Source organism: Enhygromyxa salina (genome assembly GCF_002994615.1).
Lineage (GTDB): Bacteria > Myxococcota_A > Polyangia > Nannocystales > Nannocystaceae > Plesiocystis > Plesiocystis salina_A.
Genome location: NZ_PVNK01000263.1, coordinates 88,588 through 109,436, shown reverse-complemented (window position 1 = coordinate 109,436; position 20,849 = coordinate 88,588). Strand labels below are relative to the sequence as shown.

General features: G+C 70.1%; 16 protein-coding genes. 4 read left to right on the top strand and 12 right to left on the bottom strand.

All coding sequences use genetic code 11. The features are described 5' to 3' along the window. Positions 1-87 precede the first annotated feature (87 nt). The 3 genes from ENSA5_RS30425 to ENSA5_RS30420 all read right to left on the bottom strand — a co-directional run bounded on the left by ENSA5_RS30425 (position 88) and on the right by ENSA5_RS30420 (position 3,006). The gene (locus ENSA5_RS30425; protein WP_181198312.1) at positions 88-1,110 is read right to left on the bottom strand and encodes a formylglycine-generating enzyme family protein; all 1,023 of its coding nucleotides are present in this window, start codon (positions 1,108-1,110) and stop codon (positions 88-90) included. Between the two features lie 106 nt (positions 1,111-1,216). Beyond that, on the bottom strand, positions 1,217-1,351 hold the full coding sequence (locus ENSA5_RS39465) for a hypothetical protein (RefSeq protein WP_258183067.1): 135 nt from the start codon (positions 1,349-1,351) through the stop codon (positions 1,217-1,219). 218 nt (positions 1,352-1,569) lie between these two features. Further along, positions 1,570-3,006: a KamA family radical SAM protein gene (locus ENSA5_RS30420; protein WP_106395216.1), complete on the bottom strand. Its 1,437-nt coding sequence runs from the start codon at positions 3,004-3,006 to the stop codon at positions 1,570-1,572. A 383-nt stretch (positions 3,007-3,389) separates the two neighbouring features. On the opposite strand from ENSA5_RS30420, the gene ENSA5_RS30415 reads away from it, so the two are divergent. Then, the gene (locus ENSA5_RS30415; protein WP_106395215.1) at positions 3,390-4,874 is read left to right on the top strand and encodes a DNA polymerase; all 1,485 of its coding nucleotides are present in this window, start codon (positions 3,390-3,392) and stop codon (positions 4,872-4,874) included. A gap of 171 nt (positions 4,875-5,045) precedes the next feature. Here the strand turns inward: ENSA5_RS30415 and ENSA5_RS30410 are convergent, their stop codons facing one another. From ENSA5_RS30410 to ENSA5_RS38545, 3 genes are read right to left on the bottom strand one after another with little or no spacing between them, the layout of a single operon-like run. Further along, positions 5,046-5,483 (bottom strand): PIN domain-containing protein, encoded by a 438-nt coding sequence (locus ENSA5_RS30410; protein WP_106395214.1) that lies wholly within the window; start codon positions 5,481-5,483, stop codon positions 5,046-5,048. Next, complete coding sequence (locus ENSA5_RS36540) at positions 5,480-6,313, bottom strand: hypothetical protein (protein ID WP_146156270.1); 834 nt, start codon at positions 6,311-6,313, stop codon at positions 5,480-5,482. The genes ENSA5_RS30410 and ENSA5_RS36540 overlap by 4 nt, the downstream gene beginning before the upstream one ends. 31 nt (positions 6,314-6,344) lie before the next feature. Further along, positions 6,345-8,054: an FG-GAP repeat domain-containing protein gene (locus ENSA5_RS38545; RefSeq protein WP_181198311.1), complete on the bottom strand. Its 1,710-nt coding sequence runs from the start codon at positions 8,052-8,054 to the stop codon at positions 6,345-6,347. 96 nt (positions 8,055-8,150) lie between these two features. Here ENSA5_RS38545 and ENSA5_RS30385 point away from each other — a divergent pair, with 96 nt between their 5' ends. Then, on the top strand, positions 8,151-8,603 hold the full coding sequence (locus tag ENSA5_RS30385) for an OsmC family protein (protein ID WP_106395213.1): 453 nt from the start codon (positions 8,151-8,153) through the stop codon (positions 8,601-8,603). Between the two features lie 31 nt (positions 8,604-8,634). Here ENSA5_RS30385 and ENSA5_RS30380 read toward each other — a convergent pair whose 3' ends face one another. Beyond that, entirely contained in the window at positions 8,635-9,291 is a 657-nt protein-coding gene (locus tag ENSA5_RS30380) for a peroxiredoxin (protein ID WP_106395212.1), read from the bottom strand. Between the two features lie 411 nt (positions 9,292-9,702). Here ENSA5_RS30380 and ENSA5_RS30375 point away from each other — a divergent pair, with 411 nt between their 5' ends. Then, positions 9,703-10,182 (top strand): hypothetical protein, encoded by a 480-nt coding sequence (locus ENSA5_RS30375; protein WP_106395211.1) that lies wholly within the window; start codon positions 9,703-9,705, stop codon positions 10,180-10,182. A 140-nt stretch (positions 10,183-10,322) separates the two neighbouring features. Here the strand turns inward: ENSA5_RS30375 and ENSA5_RS30370 are convergent, their stop codons facing one another. The 3 genes from ENSA5_RS30370 to ENSA5_RS30360 form a co-directional block, all read right to left on the bottom strand. Further along, positions 10,323-12,128: an RCC1 domain-containing protein gene (locus ENSA5_RS30370; protein ID WP_106395210.1), complete on the bottom strand. Its 1,806-nt coding sequence runs from the start codon at positions 12,126-12,128 to the stop codon at positions 10,323-10,325. 158 nt (positions 12,129-12,286) lie between these two features. Then, positions 12,287-13,648, bottom strand: coding sequence for an FAD-binding oxidoreductase (locus ENSA5_RS30365; protein ID WP_106395209.1), 1,362 nt, complete (start codon positions 13,646-13,648; stop codon positions 12,287-12,289). Then, a complete protein-coding gene (locus ENSA5_RS30360; RefSeq protein ID WP_106395208.1) occupies positions 13,645-14,376 on the bottom strand; it encodes a FadR/GntR family transcriptional regulator in 732 nt (243 codons plus the stop codon). The genes ENSA5_RS30365 and ENSA5_RS30360 overlap by 4 nt, the downstream gene beginning before the upstream one ends. A gap of 51 nt (positions 14,377-14,427) precedes the next feature. On the opposite strand from ENSA5_RS30360, the gene ENSA5_RS30355 reads away from it, so the two are divergent. Continuing rightward, positions 14,428-15,030, top strand: a complete 603-nt coding sequence (locus ENSA5_RS30355; RefSeq protein WP_106395207.1) for a cysteine hydrolase family protein — start codon at positions 14,428-14,430, stop codon at positions 15,028-15,030. On the opposite strand, the gene ENSA5_RS30350 is transcribed toward ENSA5_RS30355, so the two are convergent. Together ENSA5_RS30350 and ENSA5_RS30345 are read right to left on the bottom strand one after the other, a co-directional pair. Beyond that, the gene (locus ENSA5_RS30350) at positions 14,941-19,548 is read right to left on the bottom strand and encodes a glutamate synthase-related protein (protein ID WP_219906893.1); all 4,608 of its coding nucleotides are present in this window, start codon (positions 19,546-19,548) and stop codon (positions 14,941-14,943) included. The two genes, ENSA5_RS30355 and ENSA5_RS30350, sit on opposite strands and share 90 nt — an antisense overlap. Next, a complete protein-coding gene (locus ENSA5_RS30345) occupies positions 19,545-20,819 on the bottom strand; it encodes an ammonium transporter (RefSeq protein ID WP_106395205.1) in 1,275 nt (424 codons plus the stop codon). The genes ENSA5_RS30350 and ENSA5_RS30345 overlap by 4 nt, the downstream gene beginning before the upstream one ends. Between the last annotated feature and the right edge of the window lie 30 nt (positions 20,820-20,849).

Here is a 20,849-nt window from a genome sequence, read left to right as displayed (position 1 = left end):
CGAGAGTATCCGCTCGCAATGGCGTGAGGCACGCACAGTCCGTCTCGAGCGCGCAGCGCTCGATTCAGGACCTAGCAGCCCGGACTGCTAGATGTTGAGGCAGCAGCGGATGCCGGTGTTGCTGGCGCGAAAGTCACGTGTGCGCCGGCTGCCGACCGCACAGCGCAGCACGTTCGCCTCGCTGACGAAGGACCCACCGCGCCGCCGACACTCCTGGTCCGGATCGGGCACGGCATCCGTCCCGCAGGCCGAGGTCCACTCCCAGACGTTGCCGCTCATGTCGAACAGCCCGGCGTAGCCGCCTTCGCAGTCGGACAGCGAGCCGACGGGGACCACGTCGTCGACTCCGAGCCCGGCGCCGTTGCAGGTCGTGGCGTCGTAGGCATCGCCGTAGGGGTACGCGTTGACCCCGTCGTTGGTGCAGGCCTGGTACCACTCGTTCTCCTCGTCGACCACGTCATCGAGATCGGGCGGCTCGCCGCCGATGAGACCGCACAGGCGCTTGCCCTGGGCGGCGCAATAGGTCGCGGCGTCGCACCAGTCGACATAGGTGACCGGCCTGCTGGTGTCGTCCATGAGCTGATCGTCCCAGAATCCGGGCGTGAAGTCGCCGTTCTTCCACGCGCACTCTGGCGGCGCGAGCTGAGGATCGACGGCCATCAGAAATTGCTCGTAGTCGTCGACTCGGACCTCCGTGGCGTCGATCCAAAACGCGCCGGTGCCGACCATGCCCAGGTCGCCGTCGCCGTCGCCGTCCCCGTCGCCGTCGCCGTCGCCGTCGCCGTCCCCGTCCCCGTCGCCGTCGCCGTCTCCGTCTCCGTCGCCATCTCCGTCACCATCTCCGTCTCCGTCTCCATCCCCGTCTCCGTCTCCGTCTCCGTCCCCGTCTCCATCTCCGTCCCCATCTCCGTCTCCGTCCCCGTCTCCATCTCCGTCCCCGTCTCCATCTCCGTCCCCGGGGTCGCCGTCCCCGTCTCCGGGGTCGCCGTCTCCGTCGCCAGTGTCACCATCCCCGTCCCCCTCCGCGCTGGTCCCCGAGTCCGACTCGCTGCCTGTGTCGTCAGCCTGGCTCGTCGCGCCGTCATCCCCACAAGCAGGCGCAAGGCCCATCAGGCATGTCAGCGAGAGCAAAGAGAAGGTAGTTTGAAGTCGTGCGCGTATCATGATGAAGCCGCGAGCATCGCAGCGGTGAGGTCCCGAGCCAAGGTGTTTCGGATCACCCCGTGCGCGAGATCGGCTGCCACGGATCGGTGAACTTCCGGAGCTCGGCGCGCGAGCGCGCTCGGACCAGGCGCGAGCTGAGCTCCGCGATCGATGCGCGGTCTTCGACGACGGTGACCTTGGCAGCCACGGATATCTCAGAGCTCTCAGCGGCCCCATTCGCGTGAAGCTCGAGGTGCCACGCGACGCTGCGCGCAGCGCAGGCGCAGCTCGAATCGCAGCGGCGGCCCCGCCCCGGCGGGGGCAAGCGCGTGTAGCGAACCTCACTCAGATCGCCCCGTGCATCGGGCGCGGTCGAGCTGCCCCCCGACCGCGTGAACGCCGGGACAGCTTGACTTTGGACCAAGCTCAGCTCGGACGGTGCTTCGCGTTCTCGATCGCCTCGCTGACGATCGCGTCGTGTTCGCCGGGGTCAGCCCAGCGCGCGCGGCCGCCCTCGGGCAGCAGATCGATCGGATCAAAGTAACAATAGAACGCGTCCGGATCGACGTTGGGGCTGCGGTAGACCGAGACCCCGGTCTCGCGATCGTACCAATCATAGGAGTGGACGTCGCGCTTGCCACCGCCGCCGGGGGCGTCGGTCACGAAGGTCGGGGTGTTGAACCCGGCCGTCATCCCGCGGACCTGCTTTTCGATGTCGAGCGCGGTCTGCAAGGTCGTGCGCAGGTTGTCGACGCCTTTGACGAGATCGTGCATGTACACGTAGTAGGGGTGGACGTTGACGTGGCTGAGGCGCTTGAGCAGCAAGCCCATGTCCTTGGCGTCGTCGTTGACCCCGCGCTGGAGCACGCTCTGGTTGCGCACGGTGATCCCGCGCTCGAACAGCTTGTTCATCGCCCGCTCGGTGATCTCGGTGATCTCGTTGGGGTGATTGAAGTGGGTGTGAATGCAGACTTCTTTGTGGAGCTTGCGGCCCTGCTCGACGATGTCGCTGAGGGTGTCGATCCACGGGTGATCGGTGAGGATCTTCTGCGGCATCACGGCCGGGCCCTTGGTCGCAAAGCGAAAGCGGCGAATGTTGGGCATCGCCAGCAGCCGCTCACCGATCGCCCGGATGTGATCGCTGCGCAGGTTGTAGGCGTCGCCGCCCGAGATCACGATGTCCTCGAGCTCGGGCCGCGAGGCGACGTACTCGAAGACCCGATCCCAGCGGGTGTTGTTGGGCTTGAGGCTGACCTTCTCGAACTCGTCGGTGTCGAGGCCGACGGCGTAGCTGCGGGTGCAAAACCGGCAGTAGACCGGGCAGGTGTCGAGGGCCAGGAACAGGGCCTTGTCGGGGTAGCGGTGGGTCAGGCCCGGGACCGGGGCGTCGGCGAGCTCGTGGAGCGAGTCGAGGTCGAGCTTGGGGTGGTCGGGCAGCAGCTCGGAGTTGGTCGGGATGAACTGGCGGCGGATCGGATCGCTGTAGGGATCGGACCAGTCGATCAGCGCGAGCATGTAGGGCGAGACCCGCACGGCCATCGGCGCGTGATGAAAGCCCTCGCGGATGTCCTCGATGAAGCCGTCGTCGGCGAGATCCTGGAGGGCCGCGAGCAGCTTGGCGACCTTGGTCACCGAGTGCTTCATCTGCCAGCGGTAGTCGAGGAAGGTGGCCTCGTCGACGTCGCGGTAGGCGGGGATCTTGCGCCAGAACTCGCCGCCGAGGAGCTCGCGGTGGTGGAGGGTCGCGGGGTCGACCGGCGGCTTGGCTCGATGCACGCGTTCGGCCGCGCGCGCGCGACCGATGTCCTCGACGACGGGCAGGCTGGTCGGGGAGTCGGGCTCGGGCGCGGGCGTGGAGGTCATGTCTGTGTGCTTAGGTCGCGCCGCGCCCTTGTTCCAGGCTCAGGCGGGATTCGGAGCAATGATCGTCAAACCTTCCCCTGCTAAGCTCGGCCATCGCCTCACCGCGCCAGCCCGAGCCACGACCGCCGTGGCCCACTCCGAAGGTCGTCAGGGCCGACGACGCCGCGCGAGCGCGCGAGGCGATCGGGCGCATCGCGGCGCTTCGGCCCAAGGCCCTGGGCCTGGCCCTGGATCTGCGCGGGCACGACGGCGCTCGGCTGCGCAGCGGCGACGATGCCCGGCGCGCGCGGCTCGAGGGCCTCGCTATCGGCGTCCCCGGCGGCGTCCCCGGCGGCGTCCCCGGCGGCGTCCCCGGCAGCGAGGACCCGGCCGGGCCCCGCGCCGTGCTCTTGCTCGAGCGTCCGGTGCTGACCGAGCTCGGGGCCGCGACAGACCCAGACCGATCGGTCGGACTCGCGGGCTTGCTCGCGCCCCTGTGGCAGGCCACGCCCTGCCCCTACCTGGTGTTCGCCGACGCCCACCGAGCGCTGACCGTGTTCGCCGAGCACGGCCTGCCCGCGCCGCCGCGCTTTGGCTGTGCGACGGTTGCGGCCACGCTGCTCGGCGAGGGCGCCGACCGTCGACGCGACCATCGACCGCTCGAGCGATCGGTCCGCGAGTGGCTCGAGCTCGAGCTCCCCGAGGGCCTCATGAGCAGCGCCTCGATCGGCCAGCGCCTGGCCTGCGAGGCCGACGCCCTGCCCGAGCTCCTGCGCGCGATGACCCCCCCGCTCCGCGACCGCCGGCTCGCGCGGGTCTACTCCTTCGAGTGCAGCTTGCTGCCCGCCGTGGTGGCCATGGAGACGGCGGGGGTCGGGATCGACGCGGCCGGCTTCGAGCGGATCGCGTCGAGCTGGGGCCGCGAGCGAAGCGAGATCGTGTCCGAGCTCGGGCCCGACGAGCCGCCCCCAACCGAGGGCCCGATCCGCGACCGCCTCGCCCGCCTCGACAAGCTGATCTCGACCTACCGCTACTGGGCCCGGGACTACGTCGGCCCCGACCGCCGGATCCACTGCCGCCTCCACCCCCTCGCCGCCGACTCGGGCCGGTTCTCGTGCACCGACCCCAACCTCCAGCAGGTCCCCGCCGAGCACACCGCGCCGGGCATGCGCGCGTGCTTCGTGGCCGCCGAGGGCCACAAGCTGATCATCGCCGACTACGCCCAGATCGAGCTGCGCGTGGCCGCCCACCTCGCGCCCTGCGAGGCCCTGCGCGCGGTGTTTCGCGCTGGCCGTGACCCCCACCGCGCGACCGCGGCCAACCTCGCGGGCAAGCCCGAGCACGAGATCGACAGCCACGAGCGCAAGCTCGCCAAGGCCGTCAACTTCGGCTTCCTGTTCGGGATGGGCGCGCGCCGCTTTCGTCAGTACGCCCGCGACTCCTACGGCCTCGAGCTCGACGAGCGCCAGGCCGCCGCCGCCCGCGAGGCCTTCTTCCGCACCTTCCCGGGGATCGCGGCCTGGCACCGACGGATCGGGGCCCTCTCGCGGCGTGGGACCCACGAGGACATCACGGTCACGACCGCGATGGGCCGCCGCCGGACCTTCCCCGCCGGGAAGTTCTCGTTCAACTCGGCGCTCAACATTCCGGTCCAGGGGACCGCGGCCGAGGGCTTCAAGGTCGCCGTGCTCCGGCTCCAGCCTGCGTTGGCGAAGATCGGCGGGCGCGGGGTGCTGATCGTCCACGACGAGTACCTCGCCGAGGTCCCGGCCGCGCACGCCGAGCGCGGGCGCGAGATCGTGGTCGAGACGATGGTCGCGGCGATGGCCGAGCTCGTCGACACGGTCCCGATCGTCGTCGAGGCCGAGATCGCCGAGCACTGGAAGTGAGCGCTCGGCGGACCCTTGGCCGCGCTCGCGGTCACGCCTGAGAGCTCTTGGTGGGGTCGGGGCGGTCGCGTCGCTAGCGTGCCCGACCCTCGACGAGCTCGACGAGCTCGACGAGCTCGCCGCCGGCTTCGCTATCGCCGCGTTGCCAGGCCAAGTTGAGCTCGGCGCCCCTCACCCGGTCCAATCGCTGAGCTCCAGCTCGCGCCCGAGGGTCTGGGCGGCCCCGCGCAGGGCCTCGAAGCTGCGCCGATCTCGGGTCACGAGCACGCGATCGTGGACGATCGCGGTCGCGGCGATGACCGGGTCGAGCGCGCCGCTGCGCAGCCCCTGGGCCTCGACACAGCCGACGAGCTCACCCGCGAGCTCGCTGACCTCGGCGTCGACCGGCAGCTGCTCGCAGAGCTCGGCGAGCCGCGCGAAGCCGTGCTCCCGACCCACGCGCACGTGGCCGGCGACCCACTCGTAGGCGGCGAGGGCCGAGATCGTCAGCTGACCGTGGATCGCCAGGTAGGCCCGCGCGCGGGCGCGTACACCCGGGTCGGTCCCACGCGCGACGAGGTGGAGGGTGTCGGTGTCGACCAGCGCGGGCTGGAGGATCGCGGCGCTCATCGTGCGTGGCTCCTGCGTTGGGGGGTCGCGCGCAGCGGGCGGGCGCCGGCCTCGGCGTGCTCGCTGGCGAGCTCGTCGGCGCAGCAGCCGACGACCGCGGCGCCAGGGCTGTCGGGGTTGTCGTCGAGCCAGCGCGCGACGGCCACGAACAGCGGCGCGTCGACGTAGTTGTGGAGACCAAGCTCGAGCGCGAGCCCGGGCCGGTACCAGCTCGCGGCCGCGAGCGCGAGCTCGACGCTCGCGCTCGCCCACTCTCGCCAGCTCGGCGCGAGGGTCGTGAGCAGCGACGCGTGGGCGCTCGGCTCGTCGCTCGTCAGCGCGCCGAGCAGCGCCATCATCGCCAGGCCCGCGCGGACCGAGGCGTCGATGTGCTCCCGCAGGATCGCCGGCTGGCCTGGGTCCACGAGCTCACTCGCGCGCCCGGGCCCACGCTCGCGGATCAGCCCGAGGTGATCCTCATCGAGGGCGCGGAGGATCCGACGACCCTCGAGGGCGACGCACAGCACCCCGCGCAGCGCGACGTCGCCGGGCGCCGCGCTTGCGAGACGCTCGAGCAGCTGACCATGCTCGAGCTCGTCGGTCATCGCCGCGTTGGCTCCCGCAATCGCAACCCCGAGCTCACGGATCAGCGACGGGTCGATCACCCCGTCGAGCCTGCGCTCGAGCGTGTCGCCCTCGCCTTCGAGCATCGCAGCACGAAACCGCGCGAGCGCGGCCGCGCCCTCACCCGCGCCCACCAGCACCCCCGGCGTCGTGGCCAGCGGCAGCCACAGCAGCACCGACGCGCGCGCGAGCGGCTCCGCCAAGTCCTCGGCTTTGGCTTCATTCATCCCGAGAGCATACCCCTTGCGCCGCGTCGCTCTACCCGACCGGATCGCAGATGCCGCCGTTCTCGATCTGGGCGTTGGTCCTGAAGGTGTTGAGCTCGAGCCAGTGCTTGGGCTCGTACTGCGGGATGGTCCCGTCCTCGCGCACGTTGGTCACGTGATAGGTGTGCTGGTTCCAGATCCGCCGGGCCTGGATCCAGCGGTTCTCCTGGTCCTGGAACACCTGAACCGTGGGATAGGGGTTTGGATCGCCGCTGTACACGGAGGGGTGGCTCGAGCCGACGATGATCTCGGCCGAGCCGTCGTTGTCGACGTCGACGACGACCGGATACTCGACGACCGTCGCGCTGCTACGCGCTTGTTGAACCACCGGCACCCCGCCCTGCTCGAAGGCCCAGATGTTGTCCTCGTCGCCGTACATGGCCTCGGCGCCGTTGTCTCCGAGGAAGTCGAAGGCCGTGCTCCCGGCCGAGCCGCTGCTGTCGTCGACGGGCACGTCCCAGATCACGCCGCCCATCTGGTCGTAGACCGCGAAGCGACTCCCGGCCCCGACCGCGAAGTCGGCGATGTCGTCGGCGTTCATGTCGTGGACCGCGGGCGGGCGCGCGTAGTTGAACCCGCCGACGGGCTGGAGGCCGCTGAACTTGACGCTGCCGTCGTGCTCGAGCACCGACACCCCGACGTTCGAGGCCACGACGATCTCCGGGTCGTCGTCGTCGTCCATGTTGGCCACGGCCGTGAAGCCCGAGCCGAGCTGGCCGCTGTCGTAGTAGAGCGAGCCGTCGAAGCGGTAGGCGGCGGTCGGGTGGATGATCTCCATCATGTCGTCGCCGTCGAGGTCGGCGGCGACGGTCGCCGGGCTCCACTGGTTGACGGTGTTGGTCGTCCACAGCACCTGGCCGTTGTGGTCGAGCAGGATGTTCTCGAAGATGATCTCGACGTCGCCGTCGGCGTCGACGTCGGCGAGCGCGATCGCGGGGCCGGTCCCGACGTGGGGCGCCGCGGCGACCGAGGCGCTCTCCCACTTGAGGCTGCCGTCCTCCTCGAAGCAGTAGATCGTGTTTTGATTGGACTGAACGAGGATCTCGGGGATCCCGTCGTCGTCGATGTCGCCGAGCGCGGGCGTCGTCCGCCAGTTGACCGGCTGCTCGATCTTGTAGTGCAGCGCCCCGGTCTCACCGTCGAGCACATAGAGGTTGCCGGGGTTGGGCGCGGTCGGGAACGCGAGCAGCACGACGTCGGGGACGTCGCACAGGTCGATCTCGCCGTCGTCGTTGTCGTCGGTCAGGTTGGCGACGAGCGGGGTCGTCAGGGTCTGGTGGTTTTGGTCGTCGGGCGTGAACGACCACTGCAAGACCGGCGCGAAGCTGTCGGCGGGGGCGGTCTCCTCGCACGGGCCCATCGCGTCGCCGCCGTCGTCGTCGACCTTGCACAGATCGCCCATGGTGGCCGGGACGTCGGTCTCGACCGGCTCGGTGTCGAACTTGGTGCCCCCCGTGTCGCCGTCGCCGTCGCCGTCGCCGTCGCCCTCCCCCTCCCCCGGGTCGCCGTCGCCATCGCCCGGGTCGCCGTCGCCCGTGTCGCCGTCGCCCGTGTCGCCGTCGCCCTTGTCGGCGCTGGTCTCGCCGTCGAGGGTCAGCGTGCTCGTGGTCCCCTCGCCCTCGCCCGAGCCCGAGCCGTCGTCGCCGCAGCCGACGACCAGAACCCAACCAAACGCTAGCTTGCCAACATGCCCGAGGCGCATGGCCGGAGTATCGCCCACAGTTCAGGCACCTCGCCACAGCGAGGCCCGTTGGCGGGCCAGCCGGAGGGTCCTCGCCCGCTGTGGTAGGACGGTGGCGTGTATCGAGCCCTCGGCGAAAACCAACCGGGCGGCGAAGGGCGCATCACGACCTTGGCCGCCACGATCCCCTTTGATGGCAGCCGGGGCATGGGTGACCAAGTCCCCGGTCCCGCGCACCTGCTCGCCTCCGCGCTCGCCGCGTGCGTGCTCAAGAACGTCGAGCGCTTTGGCCAGCTCCTGCCCTTTGAGTACGAGCGCGCGACCGCACAGGTCGAGCTCGAGCGACAGGACCGCCCGCCGCAGATCGTTCGCGCCAGCTACCGGCTCGAAGTGCACACGGAGGAGCCGCTGTCTCGCTGCGACTTGCTGCTGAGGAACATCAACAAGTTCGGCACCATCTCCAACACCCTCGCCCGCGCGTGCCCGATCGAGGCGACGCTGGTCGCGGTCCGGAGCAGCGGCGCAGTCGAGGAGCTCGAGCCTGGGTCCCCGGTCGGCCCGAAGGCATGACGCCGCCGGGGCCAGGCTCGGGCGCGCGGGCTCAGGCGCCCGGGTCCTTCGTGAACCGGAGGTAGGGCAGCCGGATCTCGATCTCGCCGAAGCGGTCCTTGGCCGCGGCGTCGTCGAGGCTCGGTGCGACGATGACGTCCTGGCCTGGGGTCCAGTCGGCGGGCGTTGCGACGGGCGCACCGTCGGTCTTCTGGACGGCGTCGAGCGCCCGAAGGATCTCGGCGAAGTTGCGACCGACCGACATCGGGTAGGTCATCATCAGGCGGATCTTCTTGTCCGGCCCGATGATGTAGACGGTCCGCACGGTCGCGCTGTCCTTGGCCGTGCGCCCGTCGGGGAGGTAGGCCTCCGCCGGGAGCATGTCGAACAGCTTGGCGACCGTCAGCGAGGTGTCGTCGATGATCGGGAAATCTGCGGGCGCGCCAGCGAAGGCCTCGATGTCGCGCTTCCACTTGTGGTGGTCCTCGACGCTGTCGACCGACACCCCCATCACCTTGGTGTTGCGCTTCTTGAACTCGGGCACCAGCCTGGCGACGGCGCCGAATTCGGTCGTGCAGACCGGAGTGAAGTCTTTGGGGTGGGAGAACAAGATCGCGTAGCCGTCCCCGATCCAGTCGTGCAAGGTGACCTCTCCAGCGGTGGAGTCGGCCGTGAAGTTGGGGGCGATGTTGTTGATGCGAAGTGACATGGTGCTTCCTTTGGGTGGTGGGTGTGCGACGCCTCCGAGGACTCGCCGCTGTCGGGAGCTCGGATGAATCGCAGGTGAGGACTCGGTCGCCGACGACCGCCTCAAAGACCGTCAGCTGACGCTCTTCTACTACGAAGCCCTGCGACGCGGGCCCGAGCGCCTTCCACGCTTCCCCTTGGGGACCCTGCGCCCTTTTGCGGGCCCTCGAGAGGCGTCGCTCCCGAGCCCAAGAAGCTCTCGTGCCTTCCCTCATGGGGAAGACCTTGTCGCCTCGGACCCACGCTGAAACGCAAGTTCTGCGGCGACAAGGGGGCAAAACGATGTAAACCTATCGCCACGCGAGGCAGCGAAGCTCCGACCTCCACCAGGCCCAGGCTCGACGCCCCCAAGATCTGATTCAGAGAACACATCATGACCAGCAAGCGACACGTCTACGCGCTCTTCAACAACCCCGATGAAGCGCTGAAGGCCTACAACGAGATCCAAGAGCGAGGTTGCAAGGGCGAGCACTGCAGCGTCCTGGTCCACCGAGATCTCATCGACGAGGAGGAGCTCCCGATGGCAGAGACCGCCGCGCGCGAGGGGGCCGGCAAGGGGGCCGTGCTCGCGGCCACCACCGGGGCTGTGGTCGGCGGGCTCCTGCTCTTGCCGGGCGGCATCCTCGGTCTCGGGCCCCTGGCCGCGATCGCCCTCGGCGCTGGAACCGGCGCGATGTACGGGAGCCTGCTCGGGGCCATCTCCGGGGCCTCCGAGCCCGAGAAGCCCCTGCGCGAGTTCGAGGCCGAGCTCGCCGCCGGAAAGGTCCTTGTCGCCGTCGAGACCGACGACGCGGCCCTGTCCGACATGTGCTCGACGGTCTTCGCGGCCCACTCCGGCACCGAGCGCAGCTGAGCAGCCCTCTCGAAAGAGGGCCTGACGCCGCCGGTCCAGCGCGTGCCCACGCCCGTGCTCGCGCGGCGCCAGCCAACCCGCCAGCCAGCCAGCAAGGCGCGGACCGGCCACGGCCAGTCCGCGCCTGTCGTCGGACGCCGCTACTCGGCCTTGGCCGGGACCGGGGCCGCGAAGCTGCCCTTCAGGGCGTGCTTGTGCTCGGCGTGGCTCAGATCGATCTCCCCACACACCCAGCTGTCGTCGAGGTGGGTGACCTTGACCGAGCCGGTGTCGAAGAAGCGCTGCTTGTGGTTGTCGTAGATGCCCGCGTTGTTGGTCAGGCGGTAGCTGTCGAGCAGCTTGGTCGTGAACTCACCGTCGCTGTCGACGGGCTTTTGCACCGGCCTGTCCTCGCCGGCCTCGTTCTTCTCGATCACCCACTTCTCGAGCCCGAAGCCGATCCGGGCCTGGGAGCCGCGGGGCATCGCCCACTTGTTCTTCTCGTCGAGATCGTAGTTGAGGAAGCTCAGCGACAGGCCGAGCTTGGCGTGGTTCCACTTGGCCTCGACGCTGCGAATGACGAAGGGGATGTCGGCGCCGTTGACCTTGGCCTTGAACTCGTTCTTGCAGCCTTCGGGCGGGCCATCGAGCTGGGCGACCTTGGCGTCGCTCGGCAGGGCGTCGGGGCGCTCGGACTGGGGCGTGAGGGTCTCGGACGCGACCTGCAGCGCGACGACCGGCTCGCTCCGGTCGTCGAGGGTCCCGTCGCCGAGCTGGCCGCGGCCGTTCTTGCCCCAGCACTTGACCGTGTTGTCCTCGAGCAGCGCGCAGGCGTGGTCGCGGCCAACGCCGATCTGCTTGACGTTGGCGAGGCCCTTGACCGGGGCGGCCTTGGACCTGCGATCGTCGGTCGTGCCGTCGCCGAGCTGCCCGTAGCTGTTGGCCCCCCAGCACACGACCGTCTTGTCGGACCGAAGCCCGCACACGAAGCCCTCGCCGTCGATCGCGACGATGTCGGTCGCGCCCTCGACGGCCTTGGGCACGTTGCCAAAGTCCGAGCCCCAGCAGACCACGCTCGCGTCTTTTTTCAGCGCGCAGTTGGTGTTGGTCGCGACCGCCAGCGCGGTCGCGTCGGCGAGGTCCTTGACGGCGACCGGGGCGTTGCTCTTGTCGTTGGCGCCGTTGCCCAGCTGGCCGCTGGACGCGTAGCCCCAGCACGAGACGCCGCCGTCTTCCTTCAGGCCACAGCAGTGGTTTTGCCCGCAGCCAACGTCGACGGCCCCGGTCAAGCCCATGACCGGGGTCGGGTCCGTGGCCTCGCGCTCGTCGTTGCCGATGCCCAGCACACCAAAGGCGTTGCTGCCCCAGCACTTGGCGGTCTTGTCGGGCCACACGCCGCAGGCGTGGCCGCTGGCCGAGTCGAGCGCGGTGATGCCAGCGAGCGCGGCGACGTCGGTCGGCGAGGGCTTGTTCTTGCGCTCACCGTCGCCGAACACGAGGCCGTTGTGGCCCCAGCACTTGACGCCGCCGCCGTCGAGCTGCACGCAGACGGTGTCGGTCGTGCCGTCGGAGTGGCCGCCGCCCCACGAGTAGGACCCGCTGGCCCACAGCTTGGTCGCGCCGCTGAGCCCCGGGACCTCGACGGGGGTGTAGCTCTCGAGGAATTCGTCGCCCTGCTTGCCGTTGCCGAGCTGGCCCTCGATGTTGGCGCCCCAGCAGCGCACGGCGCCGCCTTCCATCAACGCGCAGGTTGACAGTGACGCGACGTCGATGGCGAGGATGGTCTTGCCCTTGTCGCCGGGCTCTTGGCCGCCAGCGTCGCCCTTGCCCTCGCCGCCGCCGTCGCTGGACTTGGCGTCGCCCGTCTTGCCTTCGGTGCTGCCCTTGTCGCAGCCAGCCGTCGACAGGCTCAGGCCGAGCGCGGTGATGATGACGCACAGCGTCGTGGTCGTAAATTTGGGAGTCATTGGTCGTTCCTCGATGGGTCGGGTGTTGTCGGGAGAATGGGCGTACGACGGTCCCGACGATGGGGTCAACCCCAACCTCGCGGCCGGAACCGAGCGTCGCGAAGCAATCGAGGGGACTCGACCTCAACAAACAATGTTCGGGCCCAAGTGAGTACTAATTAGTAGGCTTTGCCCGGATTGAGGATACCGCCCGGATCGAACACCCCCTTGATACCGCGCATCAGACCAAGCTCGCGCTCGCCGAGCATCCGCGCGAGGTGTGGCCGCTTGAGCATGCCGACGCCGTGCTCACCGGTGACCGAGCCTCCCAGCTTCAAGGTGCCCGCGACAATGTCGTCGAAGGCCGCGAGGGCAGCGGCCTCCTGGCCAGGTTCGCGCGCGTCGTAGACGAGGGTCGGGTGCAAGTTGCCGTCCCCGGCGTGGCCGAAGGTGCCGACCGTGACCTGGTGGCGCTCGGCAACCGCGGCGCACAGCTCGAGCAGATCGGGCACGCGGGGGATGGTCACGGCGACATCGTCCAGCAGGCAGTGGCCTTGCTTCTCGAGCGCCGGCAGAGCCATCGCCCGCGCCCGCATGAACAGCTCGCCCTCGCGCTCGTCGAGCGTCGTGGCCACGAAGGTGGCGCCGAGCGCTTCGCAGGTCGCCTCAGTCGCGGCCATGATCGCCGGGGCATCGACGGTGTCGACCTGCGCGAGCAGCAGCGCGGCGGCGCTCGTGTCGAGGTCCATGTTCGCGATCGCCTCGACGGCGCGCACGGTCGTGCGGTCCATGATCTCGAGCTTGGACAGGTTGCGCGGCCCCGCGAGCTCGACGATCGCCCGCCCGGCCGAGGCCAGGTCCGCAAATTGGGCGACCATGGTGCCGCACGCGGGCCGAGCGGGCATCAGCCGCGCGCCGACCTCGACGACCACCGCCAGCGTCCCTTCGGAGCCGACCAGCAGCGAGGTCAGGTCGAGGCCGGCGACGTTCTTGACCGTGTCTGCCCCGGTTCGAATCAACGAGCCGTCGGCGAGCACGGCCACCAGCCGCGCGATGTGGTCCCGCGTGACCCCGTACTTCAAGCAGCACGCACCGCCGGCGTTGGTCGCGACGTTGCCCCCGATCGTCGAGATGTTTCGGCTGGCGGGATCGGGCGCGTACATCAGGCCGTGCGCTCGAGCTGCACGATCCAAGCTCCCGTTGAGAACCCCCGGCTCGACCCGCGCCAGCCTCGTCGAGGGGTCGAGCTCGAGGATCCGGTCCATCTTCTCGAGGCACAAGACGATGCAGCCGTCGACCGCGTTGGCCCCTCCGCTGAGCCCGGTGCCAGCGCCGCGGGGCACCACGGGCGTCCCCGTGGCCGAGGCGATCCGCATGACCGCCTGCACGCTGTCCACCGATCGAGCGCGGACGACCGCGGCTGCTCGACCCGCGCGGCAAAATCCGGCTTGGTCGGTGGCATAGGTCTGGGCCACGTCGGCGTCGGTGCTGACCTCGCTGCGAGGGAGCGCGGCCTCGAGCTGCTCGACGACCGAGCTCATCGCGACCCCCCGCCCCAGTAAAAGGCCGAGATGTGCGCGCCGACCAGGGCCTCGGCACGGTCCGCGTCGCCGGCCGCGATCGCCTCGAGCAAGCCAGCGTGCTCCCGACCCAAGCCTTGCAGGGTCTCGTCGAGCAAGGTGGCCACCTTCAGCGCGTCGCGCAGGTGGGTCGCCATCGCCTCGCGCACCACCGTCATCACCAGCCCATAGGCTCGGTTGCCGGACGCCTCGACGAGCGCGGTATGAAAGGCGACGTCGGCCTGCAAGAAGGCCTCGGCGTCCGTCCGGCGGTCCAACATCAGGTCGAGGGCAGCCCGGGCGCGGCCCAGCGCGTCCGGGTCGCGCAGCTCGGCTGCACGCCGCACCGCCTCTTTTTCGATCACCAGGCGAAGCTCGGCGAGGTCGTCACACGAGAGCCCGGCCACGAGCACCGCGGTGCTCAGCGCCGACGCAGCGGTTGGAAGCGCCCCGCCACGATGCACGCGCGGTCCACGGGTCGAGACCCGGTCCCCGCCGGTCACCAGCCCTTGCGCCTGGAGGATGCGAAGGGCCTCGCGGACCGTGGACCGGCCGACCGACAGACGCTCGCAGAGCTCCTTCTCGCTCGGCAGGGGCGTTCCGTCCTCGAGCGCGCCCGAGACGATCGCGCGCTGAAGCTTGCGCGCGATCGCGAGGCTTAGCGGCAGACGCGCAGTCTCACTCAGGACGGCGCTGAATGCATCTGACATCGTTCGGCATTATCACTCGTCTGCTTATCAGACAAGTGATAGCGTCGCGCCATGGCCCTCGATCCCCGGAAGACCGCCCTCGTCCTCATCGAATACCAAAACGATTTCACCAGCCCCGGTGGCGCGTTCCACGACGCGGTCAAGGGGGTCATGGACAGCACCGAGATGCTGTCCAAGACGAGGTCGCTGGTCGAGCGTACCCGGGCAGCCGGCGTGACCGTGATGCACGCCCCGATCACCTTCGCCAAGGGCTACAACGAGATCACCGAGCATCCCTACGGCATCCTCGCGGGCGTCGTCGAGAACGAGGCCTTCGTCAAGGGGACCTGGGGCGCCCAGATCGTCGACGAGCTCGCCCCCCACGAGGTCGACATCGTGGTCGAGGGCAAGCGCGGCCTCGACACCTTCGCCAGCACCAACATCGACTTCATGCTCCGCAGCAAGGGCATCGAGACCGTCGCCCTCGGCGGCTTCCTGACGAACTGCTGCGTCGAGTCCACGATGCGCAGCGCGTACGAGAAGGGCTACGAGGTCATCACCCTGACCGACTGCGCCGCGGCCACGTCACAAGCCGCGCACGACAACGCGATCGAGCACGACTTCGGCATGTTCTCCAAGCCGATGACCGCGAGCGCCTTCATCGCGATGCTCTAGCTTCCTGGCTTGTAGCTTGGACCCGTTGGACCCGAGCTTCGCAGCCGGAACCGCCTGGAGGAATTCGTGGCGACTGTGGGCCCACGCTGACAAGAGCGCGCGCGCGCTCGCGGAGTCGGTCCAGGTCGCGTGGCGCTCGAGCATGCTGCGCAGCTCGGCCTCGGCCGCGGGATCGAGCGCGACGAGCTCGACGTAGTCGCGGTTGATCCGCTCGGCCTGGCTGCGGCGCAGGTACACGGTCCCCCCGGTCATGCCCGCGCCGAGGTTGTCGCCGACCTCGCCGAGCAGCGCCACGCGGCCGCCGGTCATGTACTCACACGCGTGGAGCCCGGCGCCCTCGACCACGGCCTCGGCCCCGGAGTTGCGCACGGCGAAGCGATCGCCCGCGCGGCCGCGCAGGTACAGCGCGCCGCCGGTCGCTCCGTACAGCGCGCCGTTGCCGATCAGCACGTTGTCCTCGGCGACGAAGCGGGCCCGCGCGCTCGGCTGGATCGCCACGCGGCCGCCGCTCATGCCCTTGGCCACGCCGTCGTTGGCCTCGCCGATCAAGCTGACATCGAGGCCGCGGACCAAGAAGCACGCGAAGCCCTGTCCGGCGCTGCCCTCGAAGCGCAGGCGGACGCTGCCGGGCTCGGGCAGATACGACTCACGGTTGGGATCGTCGAAGCTCCGCGGCCGCTCGCGCACCGCCTCCATCCGCTCGACGTGGGCACGCCTGGCCAGCTCGCCGGACAGCCGGGCGAGCACGGCCCGGTCGCGGGTGGTGATCGGGTAGCTCAGGACCTCCTGCGGATCATGAGCGCGCTCGCCCGTGAGCCGGGGCATCAGGTCTTCGACCAGCCGCCGATCGAGCTCACTGACGCGCTCGCGCTCGGTCAGCAGCGAGGCGCCGACCGGGCACGCGCTGCCCGCCAACAAGCGCGAGAGATCGATCCCGCGCTCGTTGATCAGCGCCCGGTGGCGGCGGGCCGGGTGGAGGATGTCGCTGCGTCCGAGCAGCTCGGTCAGCGAGCGGGCGCCAAGCGCTGCGAGCTGCTCGCGGACGTCCTCGGCCAACGCGCTCATGGTCGCGACGATCATGTCTGGCGAGCCGCGATACTTGGCGAGGAATTTGGGGTCGTGGGTCGCGATGCCACGCGGGCAGCGGTTGGCCTCGCAGACCCGCGCCATCACACAGCCCTGGGCGATCAGCATCAGCTTGCCAAAGCCAAACTCCTCGGCCCCGAGCGCGGCCGCGACCACGATGTCGAAGCCGCGCCGCAGGCCCCCGTCGACCCGCAGCGTCACGCGCTCGCGCAGTCCGTGCGCCACGAGGGTCTGGTGAACCTCGGCGAGCCCGAGCTCCCACGGCAAGCCGGCGTGTTTCATCGAGCTGATCGGCGCAGCCCCGGTCCCGCCGTCGCCCCCCGCGACGTGGATGACGTCGGCCCCGGCCTTGGTCACGCCCACGGCGATCGTGCCGATGTTGACGCCAGCGACGAGCTTGACGCAGATCCGCGCCGAGGGGTTGACCGCCCGGAGCTCGTAGATCAGCTGCTTGAGATCCTCGATCGAGTAGATGTCGTGCTGCGGCGGCGGGGAGATCAGCGAGACGCCGACGTTGGCGTGGCGCGCCCGCGCGATCGCGGCGTCGACCTTCACGCCCATCAGCTGCCCGCCCTCGCCTGGCTTGGCCCCCTGCGCCAGCTTGATCTCCAGCTCCTGCGCGCTGACGAGGTACTCGGCGTCGACGCCAAAGCGGCCGGACGCGACCTGCTTGATCGTCGCGCTGGTCCCATCGACGAAGTACCAGGGGTTCTCGCCGCCCTCCCCCGAATTGCTGCGCCCGCCGATCTCCCGCATGGCCAAGAAGATGTCGCGCTGGGCCGCGGCGCTGATCGCCCCAAAGGACATCGCGCCCGCGCCGAAGCGAGCGAGGATCGTCGCGCGATCGCTGACCTCGTCGAGCCCTCGCCCGGGGCCGATCGGGCGCAGCTCGAACAGGTCGCGCAGGTTGACGGGCTCGGCCTGGGCCTCCGCGTCGAGCAGGGTCCGCCACCCGCTGCGCGAGTCCGAGCCCGAGCCCGAGCCCGAGCCCGAGCCCGAGCCCGAGCCCGAGCCCGGTGTTCCGCTCCGCGTCAGGCGATGCATCTGCACGGCCTGGGCCGCGGTCATCGAGTGGAGCTCGCCCGCGCGGCCGCGGGGGTGCTCCTTGAGCAGCCAGGTGCTGGGCAGGCGCGCGCCGACGTGCTCGCCCGCGAGCGCGAGTCGGGCCACGAGGTCGCGGCCGAGCTCCGGAAGGTCGAGGCCCCCGATCGGGCTCTCGAGCCCGGGGAACAGGCGCGTGAGCAGCCGCTGCGACAGCCCGAGGCTGCAAAACAGCTTCGCGCTCTGGTAGCTGCGCGCGACCGAGATGCCCATCTTGCTCATGGTCTTGAGCAGCCCGGCCTCGAGCGCGTCGAGCAGCCGCGCCTCACGGGCGTCGGCCTCCTCGGCCGAGTCGGCGGCCTCGCGGGCCAGCGCGCAGGCGAGGTGGGGACACACGGCCGTGGCCCCAAACCCGATCGCGCAGGCGAGCTGATGGGTGGTGCGCACGTCACCGCTGTCGAGCACGATCGACGACTCGAGCCGCAGGCCCTCGCGGTTGAGCGCGACCACGGCCGCGCGCAGGGCCAGGAGGCTGGGGATCGGCGGGCGCGTGTGGCTCGCGGCGCGATCGCTGAGGATCACGATCGCGCGCCCGGCCGCGGCTGCGTCCAGGGTCTGGCCCGCGATCGCGTCGAGGGCCGCGTCGAGGGTCGCGCCTGGATCGTCGCGCAGCGCGTCGGCGTCGACGCAGATGTCGATCATGTGCGCGCGGATCCGAGGCTCCCGCGGTCGACGCTCGCGCTGTGCATCGCTCAGCGACTGCACGAAGGCCATGTGCGCCGGGCTCAGCAGCGGGCTGGCCAGGCGCAGGCCCGGCGCCGGCGGCAGCAGCTCCTTGGCCGCGAAGATGTTGGGCCGCTTGCCGAGGTAGGTCGAGAGGTCCGTGACGCTGCGCTCGCGGATGTAGTCGAGCGGCGGGTTGGTGACCTGCGCGAAGGTCTGGAAGAAGTAGTCGTAGAAGCTGCGCGGCACCCGAGACAAGAGCGCCGGACGGGCCGTGTCGCCCATCGAGCTGATCGGCTCACGCCCGCGGTCGATCATCGGGCGCAGGACCTTGGCGTACTCCTCTTCGGTCACCCCGAACAGCCCGGCGAGGGCGCTCGCGTCGACGCTGGGCGCCGGGGGCAGCTGCGGAAAGGCGACCAGGCGGGCGTCGAATTGTGCGTCGAAATTCTCGCGCGAGACCGAGGGATCACGAAAGTGGACCTCGCCCGTCGCGAGCTCGACCTTGACCCCGGTCCCGGCCGCGAGCGTGCCCTGCTGCTCGATCGCCGCGGGGTCGAGCCCGAAGCTGCCGGCCTCGGAGCCGAGCACGAACAGCGACGCGCTCATGGCCCAGCGCGCGGGGCGAAAGCCGTTGCGATCGAGCCGGGCCCCGAGCGCGCGGCCGTCGGCCCAGGCGATCAACGCCGGCCCATCCCAGGGCTCCATCGCCCGGCCCCAGAAGCTGTAGAACGAGTTGCGCAGGCCGGCGGTCGGCAGCGTGATCGCCAGGATGTCCTCGATCTGCGGGATCGAGCCGCGCACACGCAGGGCCTCGACGTGCTCGTTGAGGTTGCCCGAGTCCGAGACGTCGCGGTGGCTGAGCAGCTCGTTGGGCGCGAGGCCAAGGGCCTGCTCGCGCGCGTAGGCCCAGCTGCGGTTGCCCGCGATGGTGTTGATCTCGCCGTTGTGGGCGACCAGACGAGAGGGCTGGGCCTTGTCCCAGCTGCTGCGTGTGTTGGTCGAGAACCGGCGATGGACCAGCGCGAAGCGGGTCACGAAGCGCGGGTTGACGAGGTCGGGGTAAAAGCGCGCGAGCCCCTCGGCCACGGTCAGGGCCTTGTAGACGACGGTCCGGCACGACAGCGAGGTGAAGAACAGCGGCTCGCCCGCGTGCGGCCCGACGAGCTCGCGCAGGCGCGTGCGCGTGGTCTGCTTGGCCTGGTACAGCCGCGCCTCGAAGCTGAACTCGGTCCGACACGCCCGCGGGCGACGGATCACGGCCTGGACGATGTGCGGGCGGGTGGCCGCGGCCATCGGCCCGAGCGCGCCGAGCCGCAGCGGGACCTCGCGGTAGCGGACCAGCTCGAGGTCGAAGACCGCGAAGGTCCGCTCGAACAACCCGAGCACGTCGACCTCGGCCGCGGCGTCGACGAACAAGCTCGCCAGCGCGACCGACTGCGGGGCCTCGCCGAGCAGCGCCCACGGGATGTCGAGCATGATCCCGGCGCCGTCGCTGCTGCGCCCGTCGGCGGCCCCCGCCCCGCGGTGCTCGACCGCGACCAGAGCCTCGAGCGCGCGCTCGAGGTGCTCGTGACGAGCGACGCCGTCGCGCGCGGCGAGCAGGCCGACGCCGCAGCTGGCCTGCTCGCGCGCAGGCCCCAACGAGAACGGCCGCGCGCCGCTCAACCCAACCCCCCGAAGCCCACGTAGGCCTGCGCCCCGTGCTCTTCGATGTCGAGCCCGCGCTGCTCTTCGTCGGCGCTCACGCGCATCCCCGGCCCGCGATCGAGCGCCTTCATGATCAACATCGCCGTGGGAAACGCGAGCACCGCCACCGCGCCCACGCCGATCAGCTGCTCGACGAAGGAGACCTCCGACACAAACACGCCGACCGCGAGGGTGCCCCACACCCCGCAGACCAGGTGGACCGAGATCGCCCCGACCGGATCGTCGAGCCGGAGGCGGTCGAGCAGCATGACCGAGAACACCACCAGCATCCCGGCCGCGAGCCCGACCCCCAGCGCCGCGCCAATCGCGAGCAGATCGGCGCCGGCCGTGACCGCGACCAGGCCCGCGAGCGCGCCGTTGAGCGACATCGACAGATCCGGCTTGCCCTGCACCAACCACGAGGCCGCGACCGCCGTCACGATCCCACCAGCGCCAGCCATGCACGTGGCCACGAGCACCCGCGAGATCGCGCCCGGATCGGCCGACAGGACCGAGCCACCGTTGAAGCCGAACCATCCAAACCACAACAAGAACACCCCGATCGTCGCGAGCGGCATGCTGTGGCCGCGCATCGGGACCATCTTGGTCACCAGCTGGGTCTCGCCGGCCTCGTCGCGGACCTGCGTCGTCCGGTACTTGCCGATCCGCGGACCGAGCACGAGCACCCCGGCCAGCGCCCCCCAGCCACCGACGCCGTGGACGATGGTCGAGCCGGCGAAGTCGTGAAAGCCCCGCGCCGCCAGCCAGCCTCCGCCCCACAGCCACATCCCGCCGACCGGGTAGATCAGCGCCACGAACACCGTCGAGAAGACCAAGAAGCTCCCCAGCCGCACACGCTCGGCGACCGCCCCCGACACGATGGTCGCCGCCGTCGCCGCGAACATCCCCTGAAACAGAAAATCCGTCCAGTAAGTGTAGGCTCCGTTTGCGTAGGACATGGACTCGGCGTCCGCAGGTGGGTGGAGGCCAAATCCAGCAAAACCCACTAATTGGCCGGCGAATTCGGCGCCGGGGTACATCAGCGAGAAACCTACGCTCGCGTAGGTCAAGAGCCCGATCGCGACCACGCAGAGGTTCTTGAACAGGACGTTGACCGTGTTCTTGGCCTGGGTGAGCCCAGCTTCCAGGCTCGCAAAGCCCAGGTGCATCGCAAACACCAAGATGGTCGCGAGGATCATCCAGAGGTTGTTCACGAAGAACAGGGCCTGTTCGCCAGCAGACGGGTCCATGGTCCAGGACCTCGCAAGTCGCATTCCGTT